We start from the raw sequence: 16,888 nt of genomic DNA, 5'->3' as shown, positions 1-16,888 counted from the left end.
CTAGTCCCCAGTCCCCAGTCCCTAGTCCCTAGTCCCTAGTCCCCACAATGGGAAGAAGTGTCCCACAGGGCCTTGCCCTTCGCCAATATCTAGGGCGTAAGTGAGTGCGGTAGTCACATATTCCTTTGCCTGTTGCACTGCGTGCCACAAATCTTTTCCTTTAGCTAGATTAGCAGCGATCGCAGCCGATAGTGTACAACCAGTACCGTGGGTATTTTTTGTCTCTACTTGCTGGCAAGTCAAAACTTCCAATTTGTCCCCATCAAACCAAATATCAACGCCACGCAAATCTCCCTGCATACCTCCGCCTTTGACTAAAACAACCTTCGTCTTTAAAGTCTTGTGAATAATTTCAGCAGCGGCTTGCATATCCTCTAAAGAATTAATTTGTAAACCGCTCAAAATCTGGGCTTCATAGCGATTAGGCGTAATCATAACTGCTTTGGGAATCAAGGCATGGCACAGAGTCTTTACAGCATCATCATCAATCAATTGTGCTCCCGTGCGTGACACCATTACTGGATCGACTACTAGATTATTGATTTGTAAAGCTTCCACTTGCTGGGCAACAGCAAAGATGATTTCCTGATTAAGCAACATTCCAGTTTTGGCAGCTTGTACGCCAATATCCTCAACTACTGCCTGAATTTGCGCCACAACAGCCTCTGTTGGCATAGCGTCAACTCTCTTCACTCCTAGAGTGTTTTGTGCCGTGACGCAGGTTATAGCACTAGTACCGTGGACACAGTGAAAAGCAAAGGTACGTAAATCAGCTTGAATTCCGGCACCACCACCGCTATCTGAACCAGCAATGGTTAAAGCAACAGGTATTCTGGAGTTTACTTCAGTGTTCATATTATGAAGATTAAGTAAGTTGGCGTTATCAAACCAAACTATCTCAAAGATTGATGAACTAGGCTAAAACCCTCTTCTCTCCTGCCCGATTTCCATGACTGACTCCACCAGACGCCTCCATAGTTTTTTTGATTTTGTTGTAAAAAAACTTACCACATTCCGGGCATTCACTGATATCAAGTGCTATTTGTAAAGGTTAGTTTTAACTAAGTTCACAATGCTCAGTTACACCGCTTAAAACAGGTTCAACTAAGTTGTTACATTAGTCCCCTTAAGTTCAAGGGTCAACCTAACTAAAGTTTCAACCAATTTCACTTTGATCGCTTTAACTTTAAGTCCCCAGTTATCAGTTAAGGGTGAATTTTACCATGCAGATTTGGCAACCCCCTGACCTAAAACAACGCATAAAGTTCAGAGGAATGACTATGCCAAATACGATCGTTTTATCGAATATAGCAGATGCTAAAGCTGGTTTTAAAAGAGCAGCGATGTCTACGATGGTCACTGAGCTTGTCGTACCACTTGCCTACGGCACGCTCCGCGAACGTGGAAGCAAGCTACGCGCAGCGTCTGTCTACGACACGCTGCGCGAACGTAGAGAAGTGCGGACTACGCCTACACGGCTGCTAAAGATACGATTCAATTCAACTCCATACAGCCTTACTAAGAGGATATCTGACGACAAATCTGGAGTAGAAGCATCTACGTGTTAATCGTCCAATTACTCTCAACAAAACTCTGACGATTGACGGTATCGATATTCCTAGTTTAACCATCAAGGGTTGACAGGAGAAAAAATTTTCAGGTTTACAACAGCGTTTCTATAATCGACGCGATTTTAAGTCGCGCTCGGATAACTGTGACTGTCTTTAACAGTGCAGATAGATGAATCATTCAAATAACTACTTAGCAACTAAATAAAGTTGCTGAAATTGTACTACCAATTTTCCTTACACATATTTGGAGTAAACAAATGGCTGGCACAACATACTACGTTTCTGCAACAGGCAGTGATAAAAATAATGGCTTAAATAAAGATTCTGCATTTCTCAATTTGGGTAGAGCCGTGTATGAGATGAAAGCAGGTGACACGCTCTACGTCATGAATGGAAATTATCAAATGAAAGGGGTTACGCTTTTTAACTTAAATGGCTCACCAGATAACTGGACAACAATAAAAGCTTATCCAGGGGCTACGCCTACGATCACAACAACGGGAAGTGGCATTAATATATTGAGTTCATCCTACGTGCGGATTGAAGGACTTGATATAGAAGGCAATCGGGAAAACATCACTCTCGAATATGCTTTACAAGAGAAGGATAACCTTAATAACCCCTTGACCAATAGTAATGGGATTGCTGTTAATGCATGGAAAAACGCCGAGGGTGTCGGTGGTACTAATCCCCATCATATTGTCATCACTGGTAACACAATCCGTAACTTTCCAGGCGGAGGCATAGCATTCAGTAATTCAGACTATATAACTGTTGAGAAAAACATTGTGTCTGGGAACGCTTGGTATTCGGCTCACGGCAATCAGGGAATAACCTCTCTTCACAGTTTTAATTTTGATAACAATACCACTGACTACAGAATGATTTTTCGAGACAACATTGTCTACGATAACCAAAGTTTAGTTCCGTGGAAAGCAGGAGGCACTGACAAAATCACCGAGGGACATGGGATTATGCTTGATACTACCAATGTCAGCAAAGATAATGTGGCCTATACAGGTAAGGCATTAATTGCAAATAACATCACTTACAACAATGGAGGTGGAGGCATTGAAGTTTTCAAAGCTACCAACGTTGATATTATCAACAACACGGCTTACCAAAATGGTCGAGTTCTTACAGGTGCTGGAGAGATTGGTGTTCTTTACTCAGAAAATGTACGTGCCTACAACAACATATTGTATGCAAGCGATAATCAAAAAGCTAACAGTATTAAGTATGCCACAAATGTAACCTTCGACCGCAATCTTGTTTATAACTCGAACCTATTCCAAGCTTCAGATAATTTAAATGCTACAGGGTTACAGAATCTTTTGGGTCAAGATCCTCTATTTGTTGATGCAGACAAAAAGAACTTTGCACTTAAACCTGAAAGTGTTGCGATTGATGGTGGTTCTAATGCCTTCAATAGCATCACTAAGAAGACTCCTCAGGATGGTGATGGGAATGGCAGTATAGTCATTGATATTGGTGCATACGAAGCTCCCCGTAGCTCTAGCAAAACCCCAGAAATTCAAGTTCTGAATGGCACAGTTAATATTATTGATGGCAACACCGCTATTAACTTTGGCGAGACCCTTGTTGGTGAAGCCTTGAGCAAAACCTTTACTATCAAGAACACTGGTATAGCTGTACTCAACCTAAGTAATCTTCAACTTCCCGACGGATTTAGTTTGGTCGGAACTCTTCCAACGAGTCTGGCTGTCAATGCTTCCACCAATATAGTGGTGGCACTCAACCCCGCTACACCCGGCATCTATAGTGGCAGCCTCAGTTTTAACAACAACGATATTAATGAAAGCACCTTTGACTTTGCCATTAGTGGCACAGTTAGTACCCCGGAAATTCAAGTTCTCAATGGCACTGTTGACATTACAGATGGCAACACCACCGCCATTAACTTTGGTGAAACGACTGTTGGTGACACCTTGACCAAAACCTTTACCATCAAGAACACCGGTACAGGCGCACTCAAGCTGAGTAGTCTTAAACTTCCAGACGGATTTAGTTTGGTCGGAACTCTTCCAACGAGCGTGGCTGTTAATGCTTCTACTACCATATCGGTGGCACTCAACCCCACTACATCCGGCAGCTATAGTGGCAGCTTCAGTTTAAACAACAACGATATTAATGAAAGCCCCTTTGACTTTGCCATTAGTGGCACAGTCAGACCTGCTCCTGTCCCGGAAATTCAAGTTCTCAATGGCACTAACTCCAATGACACCTTTATTATCCAACGAGGCGATGGCAATTACAGCATCACTGACTTTGGTGGTGTAGGTACTAGTTCAAACCCTTCGGCTGCGGTGGTTGCCAAGATAGACACCTTGCAATTTATTGGGACTGAATTGACTGCGAGAAATCTGCAATTAACTCAAAATGGCAGTAATTTAGAAGTCAGCTTTGGAAATGTGGCTAATACCAAAGTCACTCTGCAAAATTTTAAGTTAGAAAACCTAGATAACTTAGCCGCATCGACAACAAGACCTGCCATCGGCAATATCATATTTGACGGAGAAGCCAATGTTACCAAAAGCTTTGATGTGATTGCTGCCAACTCCACTCAAACGTATATTTCTACAGCAAACACTGTTACTTTCCTCAATGACTTGAACAATAACATCAGCGGTTTTTACAGTTCCAATGATGTGATTAATGGTCAAGGGGGTAATGATACTATCAATGGCAGCGGTGGTGACGACCTGCTGCGGGGTGGTAATGGTAACGATCTTCTCATTGGTGGACAAGGCAATGATACTCTTGTGGGTGGTATCGGTGCTGACTCTTTCCTCTACGACACCAATTCCATCTTTAATAGTACGGTTGTGGGTATTGATACTATCGCTGACTTCAATCGCTCTAGTGGTGATAAGATTAGACTCGATAAGACTACATTTACTGCTATTACTTCTGGTGTAGGAACGGGTTTTAGTAATGCCAGTGATTTTCAAATCAGCAGTTTAGGGGCACTTAGCAATGCTGTAATTGTTTACGACCAGATGACTGGGCAGTTACTTTACAATCAAAATGGTAGTGTTGCTGGTTTCGGCAGTGGTGGTCAATTTGCGCAACTTACTGGTGCGCCCAATCTTACTGCCTCTGACTTCATCATTCAAGCATAGCTGGGTCGGGTCAAGTGAGTGGAAGTGTAATCCAAAGATGAATCGAGTTTTAAGGCGGCTTTCAATTAAATAGAGCATACCCATAGGGGCGCAACATCTGGTGAAAAAGAATGTAGAGATGTAGCACGGCTACGTCTCTATAAGGGTTTTGGATAACCTATATTTAATTTATGGAGATGTTTAATAAATGGTAGTTAAGTAAAAGCCATTCCAAAAAACATCTTTCCAATAAAAACGTCGTTGCCCATGAATAATATCACCACTAGCGATCTAACTTTTTGACCAGAAATAGCCGGATTATTTGGAACTTATAGTTTTAATATAGCTACTGCTGTGGTTGCGATCGCAAGTCTTGTAACAGCCCCTGCAAAAACTTCCCCCATTCTGCTGCCAAAGGGATTTCTGTAAATGGCACCCGCACTGAGTTAGTAGATTCGGAAAATAGAAATTCTAATTCTATAGAACGACCTTTCTCCGGTGGATTGTTTACATCTACTGATTTTTTATCTACTAAAAGCTGGATTTGTTTGATATCAAGCAAGGAGAATGTTTCTAGTTTAATAGGCCCTTGAGGTGTGGGTTTTCCCCAAGTGATATTGTTTTCTTTTTGACCTAATACAGCATAAATATCATACTTGGCCCGTTCAAATTGCTCTGCCCAAGTGCGATAGGCTTCGACTTTTTGATACTCCTTCGAGCCTTGCCAAGCCAACCAGAAAAACATTACTAACAGCGGCAACCACAAAAGACCACGTTCCATTGTTAAAAAAAATCCTCAGTTTTGAGTGAAACTTGTAACTAAAAGTGCAAAATCTACCAACAAGGGGCGCAGATAAGTTATGGTATGAGCAAACTGGCAAAAAGCGGTGATGAGTTAATATGAGAAAACTTATATTATGGTGCTTGTTTGTCATTGGGCTGGGAGCTGCCATATTTGGTTTCCTGAATTTCCAGGGATTGGCAGTTAAAGGAGAGTTTGAGACGATTTTGCTTGATTTTCGGGAAGATATTCCATCATCTGTGGTCGAACAGGATTTGCAAGCGATCGCCAAACAATACAACGTTACACCCCAATTAGACAACAAGTTTTCCAAAAAAGATAATGTGTATATTATCAAGGGCGATCGGCAACGGCTGCAAGAACTGAAAAAATCTCAGTTTGCCCAAGCGACAGAATTCATTGAACCAAACTATATCTACAACAAGATTCCCCAACCAGGTAAAACCGCTTGGCTAGGTGAATTTTTAACACCCCAAGAAGATGAAGAAGCAAGTCCTTCATTAACTGGCCCCAATGACCAATATTACAGCAAGCAGTGGAACTTGCACAAAATCGGTATTGAAGGCGCATGGAGTCAAACTAAAGGCAGTGGTATCACAGTCGCAGTCATTGACACCGGGATTACCAAGGTTCGCGACTTATATGAGACAAAATTCGTCAAGGGCTACGATTTTGTTAACGACCGAGAAGAAGCCACAGACGATAACGGCCACGGTACTCATGTTGCCGGAACTATTGCCCAAGCCACCAATAACAAATATGGCGTCGCAGGAATTGCCTACGAAGCCAGCCTGATGCCGCTGAAGGTACTCAGTTCTTATGGCGGTGGTACTGTTGCCGATATTGCCGAAGCGATTAAATTTGCTGCTGATAAAGGCGCAGATGTGATTAATATGAGCTTGGGTGGTACTGGTGAAAGCCAGTTGATGAAACAAGCGATCGAGTATGCCCATAGAAAAGGTGTAGTTATCATCGCCGCAGCCGGAAATGAAAACACCAACGGAGCAAGCTATCCAGCCCGCTATCCCTACGTAATCGGCGTTTCGGCAATTGGCCCAGATGGCGAAAGAGCGCCCTATTCTAACTTTGGTGCTGGGGTAGATATCTCTGCTCCCGGTGGTAGTGAAGCTGGTAAGATTCTCCAAGAAACTATCGATGAAAAGGGTGAAGGGGTATTTCTAGGCTTCCAGGGTACAAGCATGGCTTCTCCCCACGTTGCTGGTGTTGCGGCATTAATCAAAGCTGCTGGCATCAAAGAACCAGATGAAGTGTTAAAAGTCCTCAAGCAGTCGGCACGAGTTATTCAGGATGATGGTTTGAACTATTATGGCGCTGGACAACTCAATGCAGAAGCAGCAGTCAAACTAGCCTTTAGCGGACAAATCAGTTTTCCAGATTTCTTCCGATGGTTACGGGATAGCGGCTATCTTAACCCCGGCTTTTGGATTGATGGTGGTGCGATCGCGCTCTTACCCAAGATTTTAATGGTAGTTGGTTCCTATCTGCTAGCTTGGTTTTTACGCGTTTACTTCCCCTTCACTTGGAGTTGGTCTTTATCCAGTGGACTAATTGCCGGCAGTTCTGGGTTATTCTTCCTCAAGGGAATCTATATTTTTGATCTTCCCCAATGGCCTTTCCGGGTTTTGGGCAGTTCAATTCCCGAACTAGGTAATACCCTCCAGGGAACTGATGCGTTGAATCCCCTATTTGCCAGCGTATTGATTCCCATTGTGTTAATGGCATTGCTGCTGGGACATCCTAGTTGGAAATGGTTTGCCATTGGTTCAACTTTAGGTATAGCAGCGTGCTTAACTACAAGTGCGTTTTTCGATCCCGCAGTTTGGGGATTAGGAACTGGTAACTTAGCACGCTTCTTCCTCATTGCTAATGCCCTAGTCTGTTATGGACTTGTTCGTTTAGCATTGAAAAATGAAGAAAAAATTGCGTAAATTGAGAATGGAAAATCAATTTTTATAACTCCTAACTCTTGTAGAGACGCGATTAATCGCGTCTCTCCTAATTCCCTACTCCCCACTCAGCACTCAGCACTGTTATGAGCATTACACTTACAGGTACAGTCGAACGCCGTGATATTGGTACAGGCGCATGGGCGTTAGTCACAGAAGAGGGTGTTACTTACGAAATCCTCAGAGGGGCTGACAAAGACTTACTCAAAGCCGGACAAAAAGCAAAAGTTAAAGGACAGGTGCGCGAAGATATCATGACTACTGCCATGATTGGCCCTGTCCTAGAAGTTAAATCTTTTGAGGCAATTAGTTCTGATTAGCTGTGGAATCCAGAACCTCTTGCAGACGGCTTCTAAACTCCCCTTTGGGATGACCTCCTTTTACCTCACCCACAATCTGAAATTCCCCTTCTGGAGAATTGCAAAGGATGTAAGTAGGCCATCCCATTTCTGATTTATCGGGATATTGAGTTAATAAAATCTTGCGATACTTGCGGTAAGCAGTCGTATCTTGCATCTTTACATCGATAAACTCTAAACCCAGTTCTTCAGCCACCTTTTTGTCATAAAAAGACATTTTGTGGCAGATGCCGCACTCTTCTGAAGAGAACTTAATTACAGCTAAACTCATGGGTTGGCTACTCTTTGATTTTAGGCAAAGTTTTTTAGCATAATGCTATGAAATATTACCATATAGCTGGCCATTAGTGTCAACTTTAGGCTGAAACCCTAATTCAACATTTTTCCTTCTTCTCTGCTTCTAGTGGCATGGCAAGCAAAAAAATTGTGCATTAGACTTTTGTTGGGTGGAGCGGAGCGCAACCCAACATATATCAGGATGTAGGCTTTGGCAAAGCCTCCAACGCCACTTGCTACAACGCGGAGAACCCGCGCAACGCAGTGGCTCCCCAACCTACAATTAATTTTTTTGCAACATTTTAGTCTTGCTACGCCACTACGCCAAAATATCAAGTAGGATGTGTTTATCACTCCAAAGGTATTCACTGTCTGGATTTAGGCTTGCATTCAACATACTAAAATCGAGATTTTTAGAAAAAATAAGGTGCGTTATCTATCTTGGTAACGCACCATCTATTAGCAATTGCAGATTAATAAATCCACATTTTTTATTCTTCTGGCTCTAAATCGACTTCTTCCTCTTCATCTTCTTCACTGGCTTTAGCTACAGAGTTAGCAGAAACAACAGCGCCTTTATCTAACTTTTCACGCACCAGTTTCTTAATTTCTTCAGCAAATTCCGGCTTTTCTTCTAGATACTTAATGGCGTTGTCTCGTCCTTGAGAGATATTATCGCCGTTGTAACTATACCAAGCTCCTTTGCGGACAATGATGCCAGTTTCTTCTGCTAAGTCAACAATACAACCCAAGGTAGAAATACCTTTACCAAAAATAATGTCAAATTCCGCTATTCTAAAAGGCGGCGCTACTTTATTTTTGGCGACTTTGACTTTAACGCGATTACCATATTCATCTGTACCTTTTTTCAAGGTTTGAATCCGACGAATATCCAAACGCACCGAAGCGTAAAACTTCAATGCGTTACCACCAGTAGTAGTTTCTGGGCTACCGTAAGTAACACCGATTTTTTGCCGCAACTGATTGATGAAAATTACTGTACAACCAGATTTACCAATATTCCCAGTAATTTTACGTAGGGCTTGGCTCATTAACCGCGCTTGCAGTCCCACATGGGTGTCACCCATATCGCCTTCAATTTCAGCGCGGGGCACCAGTGCTGCTACTGAGTCAATGACTACAATATCAACCGCAGCAGAGCGCACAAGCTGATCGACAATTTCCAAAGCTGATTCGCCAGTGTCAGGTTGGGAAATCAGCAAATTATCAATATCTACACCCAATGCCGCAGCATAAGTAGGATCAAGGGCGTGTTCTGCATCAACAAAGGCAGCAATACCGCCATTTCTTTGCACTTCGGCGAGGGCGTGTAGCGCTACTGTAGTTTTACCAGAACTTTCCGGCCCATAAATTTCAATTACCCGACCTTTGGGTAAACCACCACCCAATGCTAAATCTAGGGTAAGCGCCCCACTAGAAATTGTTTCCACCCGCATCCGGGTAGCATCGCCCAGGCGCATGATTGCTCCTTTACCAAAGCTGCGCTCAATCTGGTTGAGCACCATAGTCAGTGCTTTTTGCTTGCCAGAAGTATCGGTGTTGATAGCCATTCCTGTCTCTAATGCCTCTTAATATATGGTTTTAAGGAGTGTTTGTGTCGGAGTTTGAGTAGAACAGATATACTATTTTAACCAGAAAATTCTGGAATAGGACTTCTCAAATCAAAAAAGGGGTGTGACAAGATCGTAACTCGATCGCTACCAGATTAGGGTAGTTTTGCACAATGATACCAACTTGCATTCAGAGATAGCTTTTTTTGGCTGGGTAAGCAAGGGTTTTCAAAGAAAAAATTACCTAAACAACTGACCTGACGCAGTGTACATAGTTAGACTGCTTGATTTTGGAGAGATAAATGCTTACGACAACGTGGCGCGATCAATCATTAAACTGTTGAATTTTGCTTACTCACAACATAAACCGTAGTAGTCCCCGACATCGATAAGTTTAGTAAAGTTAGCTGGCAGAATTTAACGAATTGTTAAGTAAAGTAGGCTCAACATCTGAGTCTATTCTGCACGATGCGCTTCCTTACTTGCTGGCTGAGATTTTTTCAGAAAGATGAGTAATTTCCTCGTGGCGAGTTTCTCAGCCTTTATTACTCATTGCTAGAACTGCTTCTATTATTGGGATTTCTGGAGGATTTTCAGACATCGCTCAAATTCACACAATACTTTGAGCAGATGCAGCGTGCGATCGCACCCCAAAAAATCCTTACATAATTAAATATGCGACATTGGTGTATGTATTAATACGACACAACAACACGGAAAGCCGATTGCCTCAAGGTAACAAAGACACTGTAAGAGCGATCGCTATTATCACAGCATAAGTATTTCCCGTATAGGAAAATACTTATCATGAACCTTGAAGTAGATTTTTTATTTTACCTAAAATCTAAGTAAACATACTAATACACTGTGACAGAAATTTGCTTACCTTTAACAAGGGACTTGAGTAGGGGTAATTCATGAATTGCTCCTACTTACTTGTATGCTTAATTGAGATGGTAGCTGGTATTTGCGTCGCACTCTACTAACCTTTGATTGGTTTATTATTCTTAGTTTAATTTAGTTCTAAATCATGATCAAAAACACTACTCTAGATCCTCTAGTAACTGATATTCGGTGTGAAGAAATTTGTCAGATTTTGGGAGAGACTTACAACCAGGAACGCTGGAACGATTGGCGCTGGCAAATGCGGCATCGGTTGACTAAGCTGGAACACTTTCAGAAGTTATTAAGGCTTAGTGCTACCGAAGAACAGGGACTTTTAATTGCACCAGAGAAGTTTGCTGTAGCCGTAACTCCATACTTTGCATCACTACTTGATGCAGAAGATCCGCTTTGTCCATTACGGTTACAAGTGATACCACGGCAAGAAGAACTAATAGTTAGCCCAGCAGACATGGTAGATCCATGCGGTGAGGATGGCGACACTCCAGTACCAGGACTTGTACACCGCTATCCTGACCGAGTGTTGCTGCTTGCCCTAGATAGTTGCGCTGCTTATTGTCGTTACTGCACTCGCTCTCGTTTGGTGAGCCAAGGTGAGATGTACCCAGTAACGCGGCGGTTGGATGCGATCGCTGCTTACCTGGAGGAACACACCGAGATCCGTGATGTGCTAATTTCCGGTGGCGATCCTCTATTGATGGCTGATGAACCTTTAGACAATTTGCTTAGGCGGCTGCGTGCCATTAAGCATATTGAATTTATCCGCATTGGTTCTCGTGTGCCGAGTTTTTTACCGCAGCGAATTACACCGGAACTAGTTGCCTTGCTACGTAAACACCGTGTATGGCTATCTTTGCACTTTTGTCATGTGCGGGAACTGACCCCAGAAGTCGCACAAGCTTGCGATCGCCTCGCTGATGGCGGCATTCCTCTAGGCAGCCAAACTGTGCTGTTAAAAGGTGTGAATGATTCTGAAAAAGCCCTGAAGAATCTGTTTCACGGTCTTCTCAAGCTGCGTGTGCGACCTTATTATCTTTATCAATGCGATCCAGTTGTTGGCACTGCACATCTGCGAACAAGTGTGCAAACTGGGCTTGATTTAATCTCTAAATTACGTGGTCATACTACTGGCTACGCTGTACCAACTTATGTAATTGATGCCCCTGGTGGTGGTGGCAAAGTCCCAATTCAAGCCGAGACTCTAGTTGCTTATGAGAATGGTACAGCTACAGTGCAAAATTGGGCAGGTAAGACGTACACCTATACAGATCCAGTCGAGCAGGGGTAATATCGTGTCCGGCTAAAGACTTATCATTATAGATCGTAGTTCTTGCTGGGGAAAGAGGCTTTTTCGATTTTTGCACAGATGCGGTAATTATAAGTGATTAACCGGACTTGATATAACACCTTGATATAACACTATATATTTGTACACGAGTCGATCGCCATCATCTAAAAGAGCCGATTGGAATGTTTCTATTGAGTTCTTGGCAAAGCAAAAAACTAAGTAATAGCAGGAGATTAGTTGGAATGTTGATTGTTGGTAATACAAACCTAAAAGGTCGAGGTGTCTTCGCACAGAAGCGCTTTTTGAAAGGAGAACTCATTGAGAGAGTGCCAGTTGTTGTTATACCCGCAGAACAGGTTGAATTCCTAGATAAAACAATTTTGGGCAACTATTACTACGATTGGGAAGATAAAGCTGCGGCGATCGCTCTAGGTTTATCTTCTTTGATCAACCATTCTTACCATCCCAATAGTTATTATGTGAAAAAATTTGCCGACCGAGAATTGGATCTGATTGCCTACCGAGATATAGAAGCGGGAGAAGAAATTACTGCCAACTATAACGGTTCTCCTGATGATAAATCTCCTATATGGTTTGATGTTGTTGATGAGATATTTTCACTTAATTAAGGATTTAATAATCGGAATTCCTTAATTTAAGATATTTGATTTGGACATTAAAGCTAACAGAGAAAGCTTTCTCACTGGAAATTATTGGGCTATGGGATTATTCATTGGTCTGTGTTATGACTTGAAGGCAGACTACCTTAAGGCTGGTTTTAGTGCCTCTGAGGTGATGGAGTTCGACGATGAAGAAACTATCATCGGTCTGGAAACTGCACTATTTCAGTTAGATCATCAGGTTGAACGTGTTGGCAATGGTAGAGAACTTGCTGGACGCTTGGTAAAAGGCGATCGCTGGGATTTGATTTTCAATATTGCTGAGGGTTTAAAGGGTCGTTCTCGTGAAGCTCAAGTTCCGGCAATCTGCGAATTATTCGCTCAACCTTACACTTTTTCCGATCCGCTTACCTGTGCCCTGACGTTAGACAAAGCTCTAGCTAAGAGAGTAGTGCGCGATCGCGGTTTGCCGACAGCCTCCTTTGAGGTCGTGAATACTACCGCAGAAGCAGCAGCTGTGTCGCTGCCAATGCCACTTTTCCTTAAGCCTATGGCAGAGGGCAGTTCTAAAGGGGTAACTGGTCGTTCTCTTGTCAAAGAACGCGAGGAACTAGTAAATACTTATCAAGCGTTACACGAACTTTTTCAGCAACCAATACTCGTAGAAACCTTTCTTCCTGGTAGAGAAGTAACAGTAGGCATTGTTGGCAACGGTAGCAACTCACGGGTAGTAGGTGTGATGGAAGTAATTTTTACAGGACAAGCAGAAGCCTTCGCCTATACCACCCTCAACAAGGATGAGTATCTAGAACGGGTATCTTATCGTTTACTCATAGATCCTGAACCACTGGCAGCACAGGCAAAGCAATTGGCGCTGGATGCTTACCATACTCTTGGTTGCCGTGATGCTGCCCGCGTGGATCTGCGCTGCGATGCTAGTGGTGTATTACAGTTTATGGAGGTTAACCCATTGCCAGGGCTAGATCATATCCGCTCAGACTTGCCAATGATGGGACGTTTGGGTGGTGTGACATACACAGAAATCATTGCTCAAATAGTCGAGTCTGCATGGCAAAGATATAAATGCTGAACAAAAGGCAGGGGGGCAGGCTGACAGGTGTGGGAGGTGTGGGAGGTGTGGGAGGTGTGGGAGGTGTGGGAGGTGTGGGAGGTGTGGGAGGNCACCTCCCACACCTCCCACACCTCCCACACTCCCCACACTCCCCACACTCCCCACACTCCCCACACTCCTCTGCCTACACTATGCGTGAGAAATCCGGGTCAGTTACTTCCCCCTCCCCTCTGCCCTTTTTTATGCAATATGAAGTTGCTCAAACTAAACTACAGAGGGATGTTAGGTGATACGCTCATCTTATAGTGTGTTAAATACTGTTACCTAACTGTGGAGAATATACTCATGAATTTAATATTTATGCAAACAGCAGCACCAGCTATAGATGCTGCCCCTCATTTTCCTGTTGCTTTTACCTTGGTGTATGTCGTTGGTTTTATTGCTGCTGTCACCATTGGGTCAATAGCTTGGTACAACTCGAAACGCCCCGCAGGTTGGGAAAGCAAAGAACGTCCTGATTTTGTGCCTAAAGTTGATAAAGAAGAAACTCCAGGTCTGGGTGAACCTAAGTAATAAGCAGTGATGAGTGCTGAGTTTAATAATCAAACTTACAGCAGTTTTGATTTATTTTGAACCAAATTTTACATTATCCAGAACCCTTGTAGAGACGTAGCACTGCTACGTCTCTACAATTGTGTATTAACTCCGCAAAGAAGTTACATTCATATATCGTTCAATCTGCGAATCAGACGGGATAACTCACGAATGATATTCACCGCAATTTCGGGAGTTTCTTCAATCGCATCATACAATTGCTCTTGCGTCAGTTCTAAAAATTCACAAGGTTCCAGAGTTGTGGCAGTGGCGGAGCGAGGTTGAGTATCAAATACTGCCATCTCACCAAAGTATTTTCCCTGTTCCACTTCTGCAAGTTGTTTGTTTCCAATGTGAACTTTAACTCGACCTGACACCACAATATAGAGCGATCGCCCTTCTTCTCCCTGTCGAAAGATGGTGTAATTAGCTGGGAATGACAATTCGTTCATCACTGAAGTGAGCCGTACAATAAAATCATCCCGCAATTCCTTAAAAATCGGGACTCGCCGGACAAATAATAAACGGTCAACACTGGTTAGCATAATTACAAGTTAAAAGTCCAACATTACGGAACATCTCAAAACTGAAGTCAGAGGGCGATTAGTCATATTACCGATGTTGAATGCTAGCCGTCAAGGATATCTGAGGCTTTACCATCTGAATAAGGGTTCTCTGCAATAAGAGCGATGCCTACGGCGGTAAACTACGCGCCTAAACTTCTCAGATACTAACTCAGTATTCGGTATGACGAACTGCTACTTTTCCCTATGCGGTTTAGCCGGAAGTGTTTTTGTCACTTATAGTACAGTTCTCAATCACTTTTATTTATCCTTTTAACAAACAAGAGTATTTGATCTTATTTCGTTGAAAGTCATAATATTGACTCCATGAGCTCTCAAGGTACCTTGCTGAGAAAAAAATCACCAATTTGATTGGAGGCGTAGTTTACCGCCGTAGGCATCACCTCTAAAAATTGGGTTATTGGCTGATTAAATAACGAATATCGATCGGTTGTCGTTAAAAAAACAGTCATAAAATCTCCTAACCTGCCCTCACATCGAGAAGCAGAGAAGGACTAAGACAAACAGCATTGAATTACTGTGAGTAAGAATTATGAGTTGGCTAATTAGTACATTCTTGATTGGAATCTCTGTCGCTTTTGCAACTACCTTTGACGACAACTTATATTTGACAGCTTTCTTCGGGAAAGTCAATCGCAGCTTTCGTCCTAAGCATATTGTGATCGGTGAATTTCTGGGATTTACAGCCTTAGTGTTTGCTAGTCTCCCTGGTTTTTTCGGTGGTCTGATTATTCCAACCACCTGGATTGGTTTGCTGGGTTTGCTTCCCGTCGCCATTGGTATCAGTAATCTCATCAGTCGAGAAGAAGAGGGAGAGACAGTACAAGCTGTATCAGTTGACTTCACCTCTCCGGCAAAATCTGTACGCCAGAAGAAATCACTATTAGCAACCATCCGCGATCCGCAAACCTACCGCGTTTCCAGTGTCACCATTGCCAATGGAGGAAACAATATTGGAATTTATGTACCGTTGTTTGCCAGTAGCAATCTTCCAAGTTTGGGTGTAATTCTCTGTGTTTGCTATTTCACTGTTGGGGTGTGGTGTTTCCTCTCTTACAACCTGACTCGTAATCCTCTCATGGCTCCCGTTTTAACTCGCTACGGTCGGAAAATCTTCCCCTTCGTCTTAATTTACTTGGGACTCTCTATCTTAATTAAAAGTGAAACATATCGACTTTTACCTAGTCTGGCAATACTTGGGAACTAAGTATGAGGCGATCGCCCCCTCCAGTGGATGCTCCACGTGATCGCAATTCTTGATGATGTAAGCAAACAAATCAGCGATCTTTTCCCATCCAAAAAGATTTATTAATCACTTGAATTTATCAATATGAATAACAATAATATTTGCTCTTATCAATCAACTTATCTAAAGTGAGAATAAAGCACATTATCGATGGCTCTTATAAAAGCAAGCCCACTAATAGGAATCAGATTATGAAGGAACTAATGAATCAATCAAACTCTAAAAAATTAACTCAGTGGCTCGTCAAAGCAGTGTTTCTAGTAGTTGTAGCGGGATTTACTCTGCTTATCCAGCCCAGCGCTAGAGCGCAAACACTAGCTCCATCCGTACCTACGGAATCTGAACTAGCTCCAGTTGAATTACCAATGGAGTCTGTAACAGCACCAGTCATATCACCGATATCGCCAATGGAGCCTGTGACAGCACCAGTCATATCACCGATATCGCCAATAGTGTCTGTAGCAGACAACGTTAGACATTTATTACAAACCAATGAATGTGTCGGCTGTAACCTCGCTGGGGCAATGTTAAAGGACACCAACCTGCAAGCAGCAAACTTGGAAGGTGCTAACTTACAAAATGCAGACTTAGAAAGAGCTAACTTGCAGCAAACAAACTTACAAGGGGCTAACTTTCAAGGAGCAGATTTAGGCAAGGTAAACCTTTGGGGAGCAAACTTGGTGGGAGCAAACCTTTTTGATGCAGACTTAGAGAAAGCCAACCTCTTGGGAGCAAATCTGCAAGCCGCTAACCTACAAAACGCAGATTTGGAAGATACAAATCTCACAAATGCAAACATCCAGGGAGCTAACCTGATGGGCGTTGATTTGGAAGATGCAATCAGACCGGAAGGATTCGCTATTCAGTAATTAAACTGAAGTTCTCCGTGCGAGTTGAATAAAAAATATCAAAA

16 protein-coding genes are annotated in these 16,888 nt (G+C 42.8%); 10 read left to right on the top strand and 6 right to left on the bottom strand.

Translation table 11 applies throughout. The annotated features are described in order from the left end of the window. Positions 1 to 21: 21 nt before the first annotated feature. Complete coding sequence (gene thiD, locus CDG76_RS01100; protein WP_094347272.1) at positions 22 to 855, bottom strand: bifunctional hydroxymethylpyrimidine kinase/phosphomethylpyrimidine kinase; 834 nt, start codon at positions 853 to 855, stop codon at positions 22 to 24. Positions 856 to 1,280: 425 nt separating this feature from the next. Here thiD and CDG76_RS01095 point away from each other — a divergent pair, with 425 nt between their 5' ends. Then, the gene (locus CDG76_RS01095) at positions 1,281 to 1,568 is read left to right on the top strand and encodes a hypothetical protein (protein WP_143854002.1); all 288 of its coding nucleotides are present in this window, start codon (positions 1,281 to 1,283) and stop codon (positions 1,566 to 1,568) included. A gap of 260 nt (positions 1,569 to 1,828) precedes the next feature. Next, positions 1,829 to 4,714, top strand: coding sequence for a choice-of-anchor D domain-containing protein (locus CDG76_RS35710; protein ID WP_143854001.1), 2,886 nt, complete (start codon positions 1,829 to 1,831; stop codon positions 4,712 to 4,714). A gap of 325 nt (positions 4,715 to 5,039) precedes the next feature. Here the strand turns inward: CDG76_RS35710 and CDG76_RS01085 are convergent, their stop codons facing one another. Then, positions 5,040 to 5,474 carry a hypothetical protein gene (locus tag CDG76_RS01085; protein WP_094347270.1) on the bottom strand — a complete coding sequence of 145 codons (435 nt, stop codon included), beginning with the start codon at positions 5,472 to 5,474 and terminating at the stop codon, positions 5,040 to 5,042. A gap of 119 nt (positions 5,475 to 5,593) precedes the next feature. Between CDG76_RS01085 and CDG76_RS01080 the strand changes: the two genes are divergently transcribed. Both CDG76_RS01080 and CDG76_RS01075 read left to right on the top strand, forming a co-directional pair. Then, complete coding sequence (locus tag CDG76_RS01080; RefSeq protein WP_094347269.1) at positions 5,594 to 7,444, top strand: S8 family peptidase; 1,851 nt, start codon at positions 5,594 to 5,596, stop codon at positions 7,442 to 7,444. Between the two features lie 104 nt (positions 7,445 to 7,548). After that, positions 7,549 to 7,782, top strand: a complete 234-nt coding sequence (locus CDG76_RS01075) for a hypothetical protein (protein ID WP_094347268.1) — start codon at positions 7,549 to 7,551, stop codon at positions 7,780 to 7,782. Here CDG76_RS01075 and CDG76_RS01070 read toward each other — a convergent pair. Both CDG76_RS01070 and recA read right to left on the bottom strand, forming a co-directional pair. Further along, complete coding sequence (locus CDG76_RS01070; protein ID WP_094347267.1) at positions 7,769 to 8,092, bottom strand: thioredoxin family protein; 324 nt, start codon at positions 8,090 to 8,092, stop codon at positions 7,769 to 7,771. The genes CDG76_RS01075 and CDG76_RS01070 overlap by 14 nt on opposite strands. A 496-nt stretch (positions 8,093 to 8,588) precedes the next feature. After that, positions 8,589 to 9,668 (bottom strand): recombinase RecA, encoded by a 1,080-nt coding sequence (gene recA / locus CDG76_RS01065; RefSeq protein ID WP_094347266.1) that lies wholly within the window; start codon positions 9,666 to 9,668, stop codon positions 8,589 to 8,591. A 1,030-nt stretch (positions 9,669 to 10,698) separates the two neighbouring features. On the opposite strand from recA, the gene CDG76_RS01060 reads away from it, so the two are divergent. The 4 genes from CDG76_RS01060 (at position 10,699) to psb35 (ending at position 14,124) form a co-directional block, all read left to right on the top strand. Beyond that, entirely contained in the window at positions 10,699 to 11,859 is a 1,161-nt protein-coding gene (locus CDG76_RS01060; protein WP_094347265.1) for a KamA family radical SAM protein, read from the top strand. A gap of 182 nt (positions 11,860 to 12,041) precedes the next feature. Next, on the top strand, positions 12,042 to 12,488 hold the full coding sequence (locus CDG76_RS01055) for an SET domain-containing protein (RefSeq protein WP_223265093.1): 447 nt from the start codon (positions 12,042 to 12,044) through the stop codon (positions 12,486 to 12,488). 40 nt (positions 12,489 to 12,528) lie between these two features. Beyond that, the gene (locus CDG76_RS01050) at positions 12,529 to 13,569 is read left to right on the top strand and encodes a D-alanine--D-alanine ligase family protein (RefSeq protein ID WP_223265092.1); all 1,041 of its coding nucleotides are present in this window, start codon (positions 12,529 to 12,531) and stop codon (positions 13,567 to 13,569) included. A 327-nt stretch (positions 13,570 to 13,896) separates the two neighbouring features. Further along, positions 13,897 to 14,124 carry a photosystem II assembly protein Psb35 gene (gene psb35, locus CDG76_RS01040; RefSeq protein WP_094347261.1) on the top strand — a complete coding sequence of 76 codons (228 nt, stop codon included), beginning with the start codon at positions 13,897 to 13,899 and terminating at the stop codon, positions 14,122 to 14,124. A 149-nt stretch (positions 14,125 to 14,273) separates the two neighbouring features. On the opposite strand, the gene CDG76_RS01035 is transcribed toward psb35, so the two are convergent. Together CDG76_RS01035 and CDG76_RS36920 are read right to left on the bottom strand one after the other, a co-directional pair. Next, on the bottom strand, positions 14,274 to 14,690 hold the full coding sequence (locus CDG76_RS01035) for a cyclic nucleotide-binding domain-containing protein (RefSeq protein ID WP_094347260.1): 417 nt from the start codon (positions 14,688 to 14,690) through the stop codon (positions 14,274 to 14,276). A gap of 353 nt (positions 14,691 to 15,043) precedes the next feature. After that, positions 15,044 to 15,181, bottom strand: coding sequence for a hypothetical protein (locus CDG76_RS36920; RefSeq protein WP_190240721.1), 138 nt, complete (start codon positions 15,179 to 15,181; stop codon positions 15,044 to 15,046). 80 nt (positions 15,182 to 15,261) lie between these two features. On the opposite strand from CDG76_RS36920, the gene CDG76_RS01030 reads away from it, so the two are divergent. Together CDG76_RS01030 and CDG76_RS01025 are read left to right on the top strand one after the other, a co-directional pair. After that, positions 15,262 to 15,936, top strand: a complete 675-nt coding sequence (locus CDG76_RS01030; protein ID WP_094347259.1) for a cadmium resistance transporter — start codon at positions 15,262 to 15,264, stop codon at positions 15,934 to 15,936. A gap of 242 nt (positions 15,937 to 16,178) precedes the next feature. Then, positions 16,179 to 16,844, top strand: coding sequence for a pentapeptide repeat-containing protein (locus tag CDG76_RS01025; protein WP_094347258.1), 666 nt, complete (start codon positions 16,179 to 16,181; stop codon positions 16,842 to 16,844). Positions 16,845 to 16,888: the final 44 nt, after the last annotated feature.

Origin of the sequence: Nostoc sp. 'Peltigera membranacea cyanobiont' 210A (genome assembly GCF_002246015.1) — a bacterium.
Classification (GTDB): domain Bacteria; phylum Cyanobacteriota; class Cyanobacteriia; order Cyanobacteriales; family Nostocaceae; genus Nostoc.
Note: the sequence above shows the minus strand (reverse complement) of the source record. Positions and strands in the feature narration are given on the sequence as shown.

Bases quoted from the DNA above. Each gene is read 5' to 3' on its own strand.
- thiD (WP_094347272.1), bottom strand. From the start codon at position 855: ATGAACACTGAAGTAAACTCCAGAATACCTGTTGCTTTAACCATTGCT.
- CDG76_RS01095 (WP_143854002.1), top strand. From the start codon at position 1,281: ATGCCAAATACGATCGTTTTATCGAATATAGCAGATGCTAAAGCTGGT.
- CDG76_RS35710 (WP_143854001.1), top strand. From the start codon at position 1,829: ATGGCTGGCACAACATACTACGTTTCTGCAACAGGCAGTGATAAAAAT.
- CDG76_RS01085 (WP_094347270.1), bottom strand. From the start codon at position 5,474: ATGGAACGTGGTCTTTTGTGGTTGCCGCTGTTAGTAATGTTTTTCTGG.
- CDG76_RS01080 (WP_094347269.1), top strand. From the start codon at position 5,594: ATGAGAAAACTTATATTATGGTGCTTGTTTGTCATTGGGCTGGGAGCT.
- CDG76_RS01075 (WP_094347268.1), top strand. From the start codon at position 7,549: ATGAGCATTACACTTACAGGTACAGTCGAACGCCGTGATATTGGTACA.
- CDG76_RS01070 (WP_094347267.1), bottom strand. From the start codon at position 8,092: ATGAGTTTAGCTGTAATTAAGTTCTCTTCAGAAGAGTGCGGCATCTGC.
- recA (WP_094347266.1), bottom strand. From the start codon at position 9,668: ATGGCTATCAACACCGATACTTCTGGCAAGCAAAAAGCACTGACTATG.
- CDG76_RS01060 (WP_094347265.1), top strand. From the start codon at position 10,699: ATGATCAAAAACACTACTCTAGATCCTCTAGTAACTGATATTCGGTGT.
- CDG76_RS01055 (WP_223265093.1), top strand. From the start codon at position 12,042: ATGTTTCTATTGAGTTCTTGGCAAAGCAAAAAACTAAGTAATAGCAGG.
- psb35 (WP_094347261.1), top strand. From the start codon at position 13,897: ATGAATTTAATATTTATGCAAACAGCAGCACCAGCTATAGATGCTGCC.
- CDG76_RS01035 (WP_094347260.1), bottom strand. From the start codon at position 14,690: ATGCTAACCAGTGTTGACCGTTTATTATTTGTCCGGCGAGTCCCGATT.
- CDG76_RS36920 (WP_190240721.1), bottom strand. From the start codon at position 15,181: ATGACTGTTTTTTTAACGACAACCGATCGATATTCGTTATTTAATCAG.
- CDG76_RS01030 (WP_094347259.1), top strand. From the start codon at position 15,262: ATGAGTTGGCTAATTAGTACATTCTTGATTGGAATCTCTGTCGCTTTT.
- CDG76_RS01025 (WP_094347258.1), top strand. From the start codon at position 16,179: ATGAATCAATCAAACTCTAAAAAATTAACTCAGTGGCTCGTCAAAGCA.